The 13,354-nt window shown below is 39.2% G+C and carries 11 protein-coding genes; all 11 read left to right on the top strand.

Annotation, left to right across the window (positions count from 1 at the left end):
• Positions 1–79 precede the first annotated feature (79 nt).
• The 11 genes from BUA72_RS18810 (at position 80) to ribH (ending at position 12,997) form a co-directional block, all read left to right on the top strand.
• Positions 80–1,438 (top strand): c-type cytochrome, encoded by a 1,359-nt coding sequence (locus BUA72_RS18810; RefSeq protein ID WP_034724184.1) that lies wholly within the window; start codon positions 80–82, stop codon positions 1,436–1,438.
• Between the two features lie 23 nt (positions 1,439–1,461).
• On the top strand, positions 1,462–4,527 hold the full coding sequence (locus BUA72_RS18805) for a TAT-variant-translocated molybdopterin oxidoreductase (protein ID WP_034724186.1): 3,066 nt from the start codon (positions 1,462–1,464) through the stop codon (positions 4,525–4,527).
• A 25-nt stretch (positions 4,528–4,552) separates the two neighbouring features.
• Entirely contained in the window at positions 4,553–5,950 is a 1,398-nt protein-coding gene (gene nrfD, locus BUA72_RS18800) for an NrfD/PsrC family molybdoenzyme membrane anchor subunit (protein ID WP_034724187.1), read from the top strand.
• Positions 5,937–6,458, top strand: a complete 522-nt coding sequence (locus BUA72_RS18795; RefSeq protein WP_034724188.1) for a DUF3341 domain-containing protein — start codon at positions 5,937–5,939, stop codon at positions 6,456–6,458. The genes nrfD and BUA72_RS18795 overlap by 14 nt, the downstream gene beginning before the upstream one ends.
• 1 nt (position 6,459) lies before the next feature.
• Entirely contained in the window at positions 6,460–7,161 is a 702-nt protein-coding gene (locus BUA72_RS18790; protein WP_034724190.1) for a c-type cytochrome, read from the top strand.
• A gap of 8 nt (positions 7,162–7,169) precedes the next feature.
• Positions 7,170–8,501, top strand: coding sequence for a hypothetical protein (locus tag BUA72_RS18785; protein WP_034724192.1), 1,332 nt, complete (start codon positions 7,170–7,172; stop codon positions 8,499–8,501).
• Positions 8,502–8,668: 167 nt separating this feature from the next.
• Positions 8,669–9,685, top strand: a complete 1,017-nt coding sequence (locus tag BUA72_RS18780) for a hypothetical protein (RefSeq protein WP_047451324.1) — start codon at positions 8,669–8,671, stop codon at positions 9,683–9,685.
• 175 nt (positions 9,686–9,860) lie between these two features.
• Complete coding sequence (locus tag BUA72_RS18775; protein ID WP_072924551.1) at positions 9,861–11,060, top strand: NTF2-like N-terminal transpeptidase; 1,200 nt, start codon at positions 9,861–9,863, stop codon at positions 11,058–11,060.
• On the top strand, positions 11,060–11,596 hold the full coding sequence (locus tag BUA72_RS18770) for an adenine phosphoribosyltransferase (RefSeq protein WP_072924549.1): 537 nt from the start codon (positions 11,060–11,062) through the stop codon (positions 11,594–11,596). The genes BUA72_RS18775 and BUA72_RS18770 overlap by 1 nt, the downstream gene beginning before the upstream one ends.
• A 171-nt stretch (positions 11,597–11,767) precedes the next feature.
• On the top strand, positions 11,768–12,475 hold the full coding sequence (locus tag BUA72_RS18765) for a YfgM family protein (RefSeq protein ID WP_047450991.1): 708 nt from the start codon (positions 11,768–11,770) through the stop codon (positions 12,473–12,475).
• 3 nt (positions 12,476–12,478) lie between these two features.
• A complete protein-coding gene (ribH, locus tag BUA72_RS18760; RefSeq protein WP_047450992.1) occupies positions 12,479–12,997 on the top strand; it encodes a 6,7-dimethyl-8-ribityllumazine synthase in 519 nt (172 codons plus the stop codon).
• Positions 12,998–13,354: the final 357 nt, after the last annotated feature.

Below are 13,354 nucleotides of genomic sequence, written 5' to 3'. Positions count from 1 at the left end.
ATACCGTTAAATTCCTGTTAAAAATATTATTTTTGCGGAATTGATTGGTTCAATATTTTACTAACATAAGATAATTTAAATGATTAGTTGGAGAAAGCATTATAAACAAACGTTGATCGCAATAGGCTTATTGCTATCGACAAGTGCTTCAATTTACGGGCAAGACGGCGATCCTAAAAACGGAGAGAAACTTTTCAAAGCAAATTGTACTGCATGTCACGCACTGGACAAACAGGTAATAGGGCCACCTCTAAAGGGTGTCGTAGAACGTGTAAAGACAGAGGGTGGTGTAGACAAAGATTGGCTTCACAAGTGGATCAAAGACAACAAAGCTCTGAGAGCTTCTGGGGATAAATACGCCAATGAGATTTTCGAAAAATTTAATAAGACTGAAATGTTGCAGTTTCCTAATCTTACAGAGAAGGACATTGATGACATTTTAGCGTACACAACTAATCCGCCGGCGCCAGAACCGCCAAAAGCAGATAAGGCTACCGCTACAGACGGAGCAGCAGCTGCACCAGCAGATAAGACCACTTCAAGTGTTGTTATTATCTCGCTTCTTGCCATTGCAGCTCTATTGGTTTGGATCTTAATTAAACTGAGACAATTGGTTAAATTAGGTCAATCCGAAGACTTAGCAGGACTTAACGCAACAAGAGTTAAATCTTTCAGCGAAATTTATGAGAAGTACCACTACGTAGGGAAAGCAGTATTGGGTATCCTTGCCCTTCTTGCCGCTTACGGAGTTTGGAACTGGATTATGTGGATTGGTGTTTACAAAGGGTACAAGCCTGAACAGCCTATCTACTTCTCTCACAAAATTCACGCGGGAGAGCAAAAAATCGACTGTCAACTATGTCACTCCAGTGCCAAGTATGGTAAAGTATCTGAGATTCCATCTATGAACGTTTGTATGAACTGTCACAGAACAATCTCTGAGTACAACGCAGACCACTACATGGAACCAGGAAAAGATAAAGCATTCTACGACGGTGAAATCCAGAAAATCTATGCCGCTACTGGCTGGGATCCTGCAAAACAGGTGTACACTGGAAAAACACAGCCTGTTGAATGGACCAGAATCCACAACATGCCAGACTTCGTGTACTTCAACCACTCTCAACACGTAGTAGCAGGTGAACAAGCGATCATTAATTCTTTCAACAAAAAGAATCCTAACAACAAAATTGATGTTGTATGTAAAGCTTGTCACGGAAAAATTGATACAATGAATGTTGTTCAAATGGCTAACGACTTCACTATGGGATGGTGTATCGAGTGCCACAGAACGACTGAGGTTGATATGAACAACGGTTATAATAAAGAGTACTTCAAGAATCTACATGACAAGTTGAAAAAACAATATCCTCAGGATGGCGGTAAAATCACTGTAGATGCAATTGGAGGTCTTGAGTGTGGTAAATGTCATTATTAATAACTAAAAAATTAGAAGTATAAATGGCTTCAAACAAAATACAATTTAGAAGTATTCATGAACTTAAAGACCCAGCTTTGAATAATAAGCTGGCTCAGAAAGAGTTTCAGGAAGAAATTCCGGTAGAAGATTTCCTTGGAGATGCTGAACAGAACGGATCCAGTACTTCAAGAAGAGATTTCTTAAAAATATTAGGATTCTCTACAGCAGCCGTAACATTGGCTGCCTGTGAAGCACCGGTGATCAAAACGATTCCTTATGTGGTAAAGCCACATGACATTATTCCAGGGGTTCCGAATTATTACGCTTCAACATATTTTGACGGATTCGACTTCGCCAGTGTTTTAGTAAAGACCCGTGAAGGAAGACCTATCAAAATAGATCCAAACCCGGCAGCAGGTGATTTAGGAACAACTAATGCAAGAGCTCAGGCAAGTGTACTTTCTCTTTATGATAACGATAAAGTAAAGCAGCCTAAACTGGACGGTAAAGATGAAACTTTCGATAAAGTAGACAGTTTTATCCTTAAAGGTCTGGCAGATGCAAGTGCAGCAGGTAAAAAGATCGTGCTTTTGTCACACTCTTTCCCTTCTCCTACTTTCAAAAAGCTATTTGCAGAATTCAAAGCTAAATATCCAACTGCGGAACTGGTAACGTATGATGCGTATCCTCACTCTGCAGCTTTAGATGCAGCTCAGGAAGTATTCGGACAGAGAGCATTACCGGTGTATGACCTTAAAGGTTCAGAATTGGTAGTTTCTTTCCAGGCTGATTTCTTAGGAGATTACAACGGAGCAAGTTTAGAAACATCTTTCGCAGCAGCAAGAAAGCCAGGACCAAACATGTTGAGACACATTCAGGTGGAATCAAACATGTCATTGACTGGTGCTAACGCTGACTCAAGATACAGATTAAAGCCAAGCGCAGTAAACAAAACTCTAGTTGAAGTTTACAATGCAATCGTAGGTGGTGGTACTTCAGATAAGACTGCTACTGAAATTGCAACTGAACTTAAAGCGAAAGGCAGCAAAGCTGTTGTTTTAGCTGACGGTTCTAAAGGAGCACAGGTTTTAGCACACTTAATCAACCAAAAATTAGGTTCAGTAGCTTTCACAGGTAAAGCAAACTTCCTGAAAGAATTTGATAAAGCAAGATACCAAGAATTCTTAGGATGGGTAAATGCAGGTCAGGTTGGCGTATTGATCGCTAACAATGTAGACCCTATCTACTCTCATCCAAAAGGAGAAGATTTCAAAAAATCTTTAGCTAAAGTTGCTTGTGTAGTAGCGGTAGCGGATAAGAAAAATGAAATGTATAAAGCAGCGAAAGCTGTAATCCCGGTAGCTAACTGGCTGGAGTCTTGGGGTGATATCGAACCTCAGACCGGCGTATATTCATTAATGCAGCCTACGATCCAGAAGATCTACAAATCAAGACAGATTGAAGAATCTCTATTGGTTTGGAAAAACGGTAAAAACAATGCTGCAAACAATTACTACGACTATCTGAAAGGAAGTGCAGCATCTATCTTAGGCGCTACTTCATTCAACAAAGCTTTATATAACGGTATCACGACTTCCAATAATGCAACTGCATTATCTTATTCAGGAGGAAATGCTGCTCAGGCTATTGCTGAATTAGGAAACTTCAAAGCTTCTGAATTAGAACTAGTATTATACACCAAGCCTTCAATGGGTGACGGTACTCAGGCCAACAACCCTTGGCTTCAGGAATTACCGGATCCTATCACAAGAATGTCTTGGGATAACTATCTGACTATTTCTCCGAAAGACGCAGAAAAATTTGCGATTGACAACGATCTTAATGCAAGAATGCAGCTGGATGGTTCTATCGTAAACCTTACTGTAAACGGAGTAACAATAAAAGACGTTCCTGTATTCGTTCAACCGGGACAGGCAGAAGGATCAGTAGGTCTTGCGCTTGGATACGGTAAAAAAGATTCTGGAACGACTGCTGATACGGGTGTAAACGCTTATCCATTATTTGACGGTACTAACCTGACTGTTTCAGGAGTTAAGATCGAAAAAACTGGAGAAGATCACGAATTCGCAGGTATCCAGCTTCAGAATACATTAATGGGACGTTACGAAATCGCGAAGGAAGTTCCTTTAGCTGAATTCATCAACGTAGCTTTCGATGACGAACATAAAGGATGGAACAAGCCTTTGGAATATCACACGATCAGTGGAGCTCTTCCAGCAAGAAAGATTGACCTTTGGGATGCTTTCGATGATACGGACGGACCACACTTCAACTTATCAATCGACTTGAACTCTTGTACTGGTTGTGGAGCATGTATCATTGCTTGTCAGGCAGAAAACAACGTTCCTGTAGTAGGTAAAGAAGAGATCAGAATGTCTAGAGATATGTATTGGTTAAGAATTGACCGTTACTATTCTTCAAGACAAAAAGTAGAAGTATACGAAGGATTGAAAGAAGGAATGGCAGTACCGGAATTGTACGGTACGGCTTTCGGAGACGGAGGTGCATTAAACCACCCTGCAGACAATCCAGATGTGATCTTCCAGCCGGTTATGTGTCAGCACTGTAACCACGCTCCTTGTGAAACTGTATGTCCGGTAGCGGCTACTTCACATGGTAAGCAAGGTCAGAACCATATGGCTTACAACAGATGTATCGGTACCAGATATTGTGCAAACAACTGTCCGTACAAAGTAAGACGTTTCAACTGGTTCACATATAACCTAAACGACAAGTTCGACTTCAACATGAACAACGACCTTGGAAGAATGGTACTAAACCCTGACGTAGTCGTAAGAACCAGAGGGGTTATGGAGAAATGTTCAATGTGTATCCAGGAAACTCAGGCTACTATTTTAGCAGCTAAGAGAGAGAACAGAAAAGTAACAGACCACGAATTCAAGAATTCTTGTGCTTGTGCTGCTGCTTGTTCTACCGGAGCAATGACGTTCGGAGACATGAATGACAAAGAATCTGAAGTGAGAGAATTGTATTCTAGCAACAGAAGATATTATTTACTAGAGGAGATCGGCACAAAACCAAACGTGTTCTATCACACTAAAGTAAGAAACAGAGTAGAAAAATAAAGTTTAAATAATAAATAGGTAAAAAATGTCAGGACATTACGAAGCTCCGATAAGGGAACCTCTAATTATTGGTCACAAAACTTATCACGATATTACGGAAGATATCGCACGACCTATCGAAGAAAGAGCAGGTAAATTATGGTGGATCTCACTATACGCAGCCTTAGTTCTATTTCTATACGGATTCGGCTGTATCGCCTACACTATCGGGACAGGTATTGGAGCATGGGGGCTTAACAGAACTATTAACTGGGGTTGGGATATTACCAACTTCGTATGGTGGGTAGGTATCGGTCACGCCGGAACACTTATCTCCGCAGTATTATTATTATTTAGACAGCGTTGGAGAATGTCTGTAAACAGATCTGCAGAGGCGATGACGATCTTTGCGGTTGTACAGGCAGCAATCTTCCCTGTAATCCACATGGGTAGAGTTTGGGTAGGATACTGGGTATTCCCATTACCTAACCAGTTCGGTTCTCTTTGGGGGAACTTTAACTCTCCTCTACTTTGGGACGTATTTGCTATCTCAACGTATTTCTCAGTATCAACTGTATTCTGGTTCATGGGACTTATCCCTGACTTTGCAATGATCAGAGATAGAGCTAAAACTCCTTGGACTAAGAAAATTTATACATTCCTGGCGTTTGGATGGGGTGGTAAAGCAAAACACTGGCAGAGATTCGAAGAACTTTCTTTGGTTCTTGCAGGTTTAGCAACTCCACTTGTATTCTCAGTACACACCACGGTATCATTTGACTTCGCAACGTCGGTTATTAAAGGATGGCACTCTACAATCTACCCTCCTTACTTCGTAGCCGGTGCGATTTTCTCAGGATTCGCGATGGTACAGACGCTATTGTTGATTGCCAGAAAAGTATGTCACTTAGAAGAATACATCACAATGTATCATATTGAAATTATGAACATCGTAATCGTTCTTACAGGTGGTATGGTAACGGTGGCTTATGCTACTGAATATTTTATCGGATGGTATTCCGGATCAAGATTTGAAGACTTTACTTACCTTTCACCGGGTGCTGCAGTAGGACCTTACTGGTGGGCATTCTGGGCGTTGATTACTTGTAACTTGATTGTTCCTGCATTATTCTGGTTCAAGAGAGTAAGAACAAACATTATCGCTACATTTATTATCGCGTTAATTATTAACATCGGTATGTGGTTTGAGCGTTTTGATATTATCGTTATCAACCTTTCGAGAGATTACTTACCAGGATCTTGGACTATGTTTAAGCCAACGATCATTGATGTGGGTGTATATTTAGGAACAATCGGATTCTTCTCTGTATTATTCTTACTATACGCAAGAACGTTCCCTGTAATTGCACAGGCTGAATTAAAATCGATTCTGAAAATTTCAGGTGAAACTTATAAAGCAAAAGAAGGAGATGAGCACCACTAAAATTGTATACGGACTTTATGCCGATGACGACGATTTAATGAACGGCGTTAAGGCATTCAACGATAAAGGAATTGCGATCAACGAAGTGTATACTCCGTTTCCGGTTCACGGACTTGACAAAGCTCTAGGTTTAAAGAAAACCAGAATTTCAGATGCTGCATTCTTCTATGCTCTATATGGAGTGACCATCGGTGCTACGGTAACGTGGTATGTGATGAATCATGACTGGCCTCAGAATATTGGTGGTAAACCAGCTTTTGACTGGGCACACAACATGCCTGCATTCGTGGTACCTATGTTCGAATTAATGGTATTCTGTGCCGCTCACATGATGTCTTTAACTTTCTTGGTTAGAAACAAAATGTATCCGGGAGCTCCGGCTCAGAACCCAGATCCAAGAACTACTGATGATAAATTCCTAATGGAGTTTGTAACTGAAGACGTAGAGTCTGTAAAGCAGTTACTTATTGAAACTGGAGTTGAAGAAATAACTGTTAAAGACGCTTAAAATGAAAAAGAATGTATTAAAAATTACAGCTATTTTAGGTTTAGCAACGGTTTTACTTAATTCTTGCGGACCAAAAGAAAATACACCATTGGTATATTTCCCGGATATGTATTTTCCGGTAGCTTACGATCCATTGATGAAAGCTCAGGATGCTTATTCAGATCATGAAAATGAAATCCCTGCTTTCGTTAAAAATAGCTTTGCAACAGGTCTTGCTCCTGTAGAAGGTTCAGTTGCTCAGAATAAAGACGGAATTTTCGAAGAAAGTCTTCTTCCTAAAAATGTAGATGAATATAACGCAGGTTACGATGCATCCAAAAAGATGACAGGATCTCCTCTTAATCCAGCTAACGCAGCTAAGGATATTGAAAGAGGAAAAATGCTGTTCGATCATACTTGTGCTGCATGTCACGGAACTGGTGGTGATGGACAAGGTCCAATTGTACAAAGCGGTGCTTTCTCTGGTGTACCAAACTATGCTGACAGAGAGCTTACTGTAGGATCTGTTCATTATGTATTAACTAACGGTAGAAATGCAATGGGATCTTATGCTGGTCAGCTTAACGCTGGAGACAGATGGAGAGTGGCCATGTATGTGATGAGTGCCTTCAAAAAAGGAGCAGCAGCACCCGCAGCAGCTACAACGGCTACAGCTACACCAGCTGCAGCTGCAACAGAGACTACTACCGAAACTAAAAAATAAGAAAAGAAATGTATAGTTTTTCACCAAAATTAAAATCAACTTCTCTAATACTTCTTGTTGTAGGTTTAGTTCTGTTTGGTATTGGTTATTTCATGAATCATGGAATCAGTACAGAGAGAATTAAAGAAATGATGGAGGCAGTTCACTCTGCAGGTCACACAGCACCTACTCACTCTAGTGAAATGGTAGGACCTCAGGATGAAGCTTCTCATTTAGAGCATGCGACAATGCAGATTCATAATTCGCCTTTAGCATCAATACATTTCGTAGCTGTATTTTTCTTCGGAGTAAGTTGTGCCGTATTATTTTTCTACTGTATTCAGCATGCAGCTCATGCAGGATGGCCAATCATTATTACAAGAGTAATGGAAGCTATTGCTTCTTATATTCCTTATGGAGGTGCTATTTTAGTAATCTTAATGTTACTGAATATCTTCCACCAAGGTCATATTTTCCACTGGATGGATCCGGATTTGACAGATCCTAATTCTGCACATTTCGATGTGATCCTATTCGAAAAGAAAAGATTCTTAAACATCCCTTTCTATGCGATCAGAACATTGATCTACGTAATCGGAGCATCATTCTTCGCATGGAAACTGAAAGCACAGTCTAAAAAAGTGGACGATACAAAATCTTTGGTTGAGTATCAGTTCCTTTACAGATGGGCAGTTGGATATATCGCATTCTTCGGATTTGCTTCTGCAGCTTGGGCTTGGGACTGGTTGATGTCTATTGACCCTCACTGGTATTCTACAATGTATATCTGGTATTCAATGGTAAGCTGTCTTTCAAGCGGAATCGCTGTGATTATCCTTCTAAGTGTTTACCTGAAGAAAAACGGATTCTTACCTCAGTTCAATGACAATCACTTACACGATTTAGGAGTATTCCTTTTCGCTACAAGTATGCTTTGGACGTACACATGGTTTGCTCAGTTCATGCTTTACTGGTATGCGAACGTTCCGGAAGAGGTGAACTACTTCTTCGGAAGATTCCAACACTACGGAATTACTTTCTTACCAATGCTGATCGTGAACTTCTTATTACCACTATTGGTATTAGTGAGCAGCAGCATCAAGAGAAATTACAAAGTAGTAACCGTTATGGCTGTAGTGGTTATTTTAGGACACATCTTAGATTACTTCAATATGGTAATGCCGGGAACAGTAGGTCCATACTGGAAAACTCCTGAAGTATTCATCTTGATATTAGGTGCGCTTCTTTTTGTAGTTGGATTATTCATGTTCACAGTACTGACAGCATTGTCTAAACTGAAACTGATCCCTACAGGTAACCCTTACCTTCACGAATCTGAAATTTATGAGTATCCTTTCTAAGGACTTGTAACAGAAATAAAATAAAAAAGACTGATTGTAATGATCAGTCTTTTTTTATGCAGACAACTGAACTTTTTAACCTGTTCAGGCAACCATTTTGAATTTTGTGTGTCTTTATAATGAGATTGATGTATGATTTCAATAAACCAACAAATCCAAATATCATTATGAAACGAAATTATCTGCTCTTCGCGCTGTTCATTTTTCTGTTTAGCTTTATTCAGGCACAAACTGTAACGTTTATTTCTGAACGAACCAATAAACCCCTTCCTAAAGTTTCCGTTTTCGGAAAAGACGGAAGCATCCTTGCCTTTTCTGATATTGATGGCAAAATAGATAAACAGGCGCTCAACCCTTCACAGGAAAAATTCCAGCTGGTTTACAATAACTTTTCTGTGGCTACGCTCTCCTATTCCGACTTCGACCAGAACGTGATTAAAATAAATGATCAGGTGAAGGAAATAGAAACGGTCGTCATTAAAAACTCAAAGCCTGCAAAATATATTTTCATTAAAGGGAATTTCAATGCTTATGTAACCGTGAATAGTAAACTGAATAGCTATGCTGACGGAATCGTTACTTACATTTTCGACAATAAAACCAAAAAACTGAAAAGCACGAATGTTGAACAATACAGGGTTTTCAGATTAACAGGTCCAAAAAACGAAAAAAAGGAAACATCATCCTGGGATTATGGTAACTCATTACAGCTTCCAAAGCTTAAAAATGTCGGGAATCCGGAAGAATACAAAACAAAAAGAAATACCATCAAAGAACTAAAAGGAGATCGTAAAGACCAGATCGAAGTGACCGGTGCGGCGCTCCAGGAAAAAGAGTTTTCGTTATTCGGATTCAGATTCTTTGATATCAGAACTATTCTGAATATGTCTTTCGAAAAGGAATCGGAAAAAACCCTGAAAGATTTCCTCGAATACAATGAAGTAGCCTTTGTAAAACTGAAACACAAAAGCGAACCGGACTACAACCAGATCATCCTCTACAATAATTTTTATCCTACAGAATTTAATTTCAGCAATGACAACGATATTGAAAAAGTAAAATTTGATAAGGACAACAGCAGTTATACCACAAAATACTGGCAGGAGTCTTCATTTCCGAATATGCAGACCATTTTCAGTTCATTTTTCAAAGATGATCTGAAGGAACAGGTAAATAAAAAATAAAACGCTGAAAATTTTATAGGAACACTCTATAATTTACACAAGAAAAAGACTGACATTATTGAGGTATTCCAGTAAATCATTAATAATAAATATTATCACAAACTAAAAACACAAAACAAAAATAAAAACCAGCTATTATTAAAGGTTTTACTAAATTTGCAGTAAACAAAATAAAATGAAAAAGTTTTCTTTTCTACTTGTTCTCAGTCTGTTGCTTTTTACGGCATGCAGGAAGGATCATGTAGATGCTACGAATACTAAAACGCTGCAGTCTAGTATCAATGATATGACTTCCAGCCTTTCAACCATTAATCAGATCAAATTCAGTGAAGCTCTTTATATCCTAAAGACTTTCGGTGTAGAAGCAGAAGGTGATGTAGAAGAACTGAAAGCCCTTGGAAAGCTGATCAACGGAAAAAAAGTTCCGGAGATTCTTACAATGGCTGATGAAGTGGCACAGAAAAACGGAATAGAATGGGCAAGCACATCTCCTCCTTCTCTTGGAGAAATGAACATCTTCGGGGATGACAAAGCCAAGGAAACCGATAACAATGATGTAAAAGCAAACTCACTAAGCATTGTCACCAGACCTACTGGAGATGATGGAAACGGTGCTGCTACTGCTATTCAGATCATTCCGAGACTTGTAGATGCTGCAGGAAATCCTGTTTCATTTACCGGAGCCGGTTTAGAAGCTACTTTGGAAGTTTTCAGCAACGGCGTAAAGCTTTCAACAGCGAAAAACCTGATGCAGGATAATAACTTTAAAGGATTTAATTTAAAATTCTCCTCCATTCCTGCGGCAAAAGTGGTAGACAACAAAATCGATATTACCGTTTCAGTAAAAACGACAGCAAAGACATTCAAAATGTCAAAAATCGGACTTGATGTAAACCCATCAGCTCTGAAAGTTCCTGCTCCGCCAAAAACTGATTCAACGGCTGTAACTCAGGATCCAAACGCTGTCATCGATCCAAACAATCCTACAGCAACACCGGCTACCCCTACAGATCCAAACGCAACCACAACGACTCCGGCTGGACCGAAACAACCGACTGCAGATCCAAAAAATACAGTAAGTAAGTTTTTAAGCAGTGTAAGCTCTCAAAATCTTAAAGCCGCCTATGATAATTCAAGCAACCCAAGCTGGGGAAGCTATGAATCATTCTCCAACCCTACTTCAGGTTTTGGATCGGTGAAAAATGTAAGTGTAAAAAATATCACAACCAATGCGACCAACGCCAGCGGTGCCAGCGTAAACGCAACGTATGATGTAACGGATAAGAACGGAAAAACAACTTCTTTAAAAGTAACTTTCGGACTTAAAAATGTAAATGGAGACTGGAAAATTTCCAGCTATAAAATAAACCCATAATGGCCTCACAAGAACTGATCAAAAGACTGGAACAAACGATTGAAAACATTCCTGATTTTCCCATCCCGGGAATCCAATTCAAGGATATTTCACCTATTTTCCTGGACCCGAAGCTTTATGAGGACGTCATCACAGAACTGGCCGCCTTCAGCAAAGGAAAAATAGACGCCGTATGCGGAATAGAAAGCCGTGGTTATCTTTTCGGTATTGCCATCGCTGTTGCGTTGGAAGTTCCGTTTATTTTAATCAGAAAAGCAGGAAAACTTCCCCCACCGGTCATTTCAGAAAAATACGATCTTGAATACGGAAGCGCTGTCATAGAAACCCGTGACGGACAGATCAAAAAAGGACAGAGAATCCTGATCCATGATGATCTTCTGGCAACCGGAGGAACTACAGAAGCAGCCGCTAAATTGGTAGAAAAACAGGGAGCAACCGTTTCACAGTTCAGCTTCCTGATCGGATTAAAAGACCTTAATGGAACTGAAAAACTTAGTAAATACGGGGCTGAAGTCTACAGCATTCTGGAATATTAAGCTTTTCATATTAAAACAAAAATACCGGTTGTAAAGATGTCACGCTGAGCGGAGTCGAAGCGTTTTTACCATTAACATCTGACAATTCACAACATTTTCACAATAATACTTCAAAGTATTTTGTAAATCATTCAGAAACAATTAAATTTGCAGTTCAATTTTTAAGAATTTATGGCAAAATTGGGAAACAATGCTCAGAACGAGCAAGAAGGTAAAGAAACGGTTGAGTTCTTTAAAGACCTTGACAGAGAGGCTTTAAACACGGAAAGATTCCTTGAGAAATATTCAAAGCAGTTGGGTATTGTATTCGGGGTATTGGTTTTAGGTGTTTTAGGATTCTTTGCTTACAAACAGTTTGTAGTGGCTCCAAAGAACGTTGAAGCCGTAAAAGGTTTCCTTGCTGCTCAGAAGAACCAAACATCTGGTAAAGATAAAGAAGCTTTAGGTGGAAATTCTGCAGCTAACCCAGGTTTTGTAGGAACATATAACGAATATTCAAGTACAAAGATTGGTGAACTGGCTGCTTACAATGCAGGTTTACTGAAATTCAAAGCAGGAAAATTCCAGGAAGCTTACGATCTTTTAGATAAATTTTCATCTGACAACAAAACATTAATGGCATTGAAATTTGGTGCTATGGCAGATGCAAAATCAGGTCTTAACAAAAACGATGAAGCGCTATCTTTATTAGACAAAGCGTCAACTGCTTCTAACGATGCTTACACCACTTACTATTTCACAAGAAAAGCAGGTTTAGTAGCATTAGGATTAAAGAAAAATGCAGAAGCTAAGAAATACTTCTCAGCAATTGACGAGAAATATCAGGACTACGATAACGGAATGTCTGATTCTTATATTGAAATGACTAAATATTTTTAAAAAATGGCAACAGTTAATCTATCCGATTACAAGCCACTTCATATAACAAATGCCGAAGATTTTTCTATCGGCATTGTTTTTTCTGAGTGGAATGATTTTGTAACTTACAATCTTCGTGATGCAGCACTGGAAATTCTTGAAAAAGAAGGGGTAAAAGCAGAAAATATCAGACTATTCCCAGTTCCGGGCGCTTTTGAGCTGAACTACGCAAGTATGCAGCTTTGCAAAGAAAGAAAATATGATGCAGTGATCGCTATAGGATGCGTAATCCGTGGCGAAACCCCTCACTTCGACTTTGTATGCTCAGCAGTAGCACAGGGAATCAAAGACTGTAATATCTTAACGGACACCCCTACCATTTTCTGTGTTCTGACAGATGATACCAAGGAACAGTCTATCGCCAGAAGCGGTGGAGATTTAGGTAACAAAGGGGTTGAAGCTGCCGTAACCGCTTTGAGAATGATTGATTTCAAAAAGAATCTTTCTGACAAAAAAGGAAACATCGGTTTCGGACACTCTTAATTTTAATACAACTTAACAGTATACAGGGCTATTTTTTAATAGTCCTTTTTTTATGGATATTCTTTATTCTTTGACCCGTTATCTTTATCAAGAACTGTCTTTTCTAATGATAATGATGGTAAGAAAGTCTGAATCTGCTTATATCCTTGCAATCCAGTTAACCATGTCAAGGTTTTGAACCTTGACATGGTTAAAAATCCGTTGTTTTTCAAACTTATCATCTATCCTGCCTTTATCTATAATATCCGCCTGTTTTTAAATATCTGACGTCTGATATCTGATGTCTAAACATCTTTGCTCTTTACTCTTTGTTCTTTGCTCTTATACCCTGTTCAGTTTAAATTAATCCTTCATTAA

The sequence above is a fragment of the Chryseobacterium sp. OV279 genome, from assembly GCF_900128945.1.
Lineage (GTDB): Bacteria > Bacteroidota > Bacteroidia > Flavobacteriales > Weeksellaceae > Chryseobacterium.
Note: the sequence above shows the minus strand (reverse complement) of the source record. Positions and strands in the feature narration are given on the sequence as shown.

What these genes read in the sequence shown, in the direction of transcription:
- ribH (WP_047450992.1), top strand. Translation starts at nt 12,479, where the DNA reads ATGGCAACAGTTAATCTATCCGATTACAAGCCACTTCATATAACAAAT.
- BUA72_RS18790 (WP_034724190.1), top strand. Translation starts at nt 6,460, where the DNA reads ATGAAAAAGAATGTATTAAAAATTACAGCTATTTTAGGTTTAGCAACG.
- BUA72_RS18795 (WP_034724188.1), top strand. Translation starts at nt 5,937, where the DNA reads ATGAGCACCACTAAAATTGTATACGGACTTTATGCCGATGACGACGAT.
- BUA72_RS18775 (WP_072924551.1), top strand. Translation starts at nt 9,861, where the DNA reads ATGAAAAAGTTTTCTTTTCTACTTGTTCTCAGTCTGTTGCTTTTTACG.
- nrfD (WP_034724187.1), top strand. Translation starts at nt 4,553, where the DNA reads ATGTCAGGACATTACGAAGCTCCGATAAGGGAACCTCTAATTATTGGT.
- BUA72_RS18805 (WP_034724186.1), top strand. Translation starts at nt 1,462, where the DNA reads ATGGCTTCAAACAAAATACAATTTAGAAGTATTCATGAACTTAAAGAC.
- BUA72_RS18810 (WP_034724184.1), top strand. Translation starts at nt 80, where the DNA reads ATGATTAGTTGGAGAAAGCATTATAAACAAACGTTGATCGCAATAGGC.
- BUA72_RS18785 (WP_034724192.1), top strand. Translation starts at nt 7,170, where the DNA reads ATGTATAGTTTTTCACCAAAATTAAAATCAACTTCTCTAATACTTCTT.
- BUA72_RS18780 (WP_047451324.1), top strand. Translation starts at nt 8,669, where the DNA reads ATGAAACGAAATTATCTGCTCTTCGCGCTGTTCATTTTTCTGTTTAGC.
- BUA72_RS18765 (WP_047450991.1), top strand. Translation starts at nt 11,768, where the DNA reads ATGGCAAAATTGGGAAACAATGCTCAGAACGAGCAAGAAGGTAAAGAA.
- BUA72_RS18770 (WP_072924549.1), top strand. Translation starts at nt 11,060, where the DNA reads ATGGCCTCACAAGAACTGATCAAAAGACTGGAACAAACGATTGAAAAC.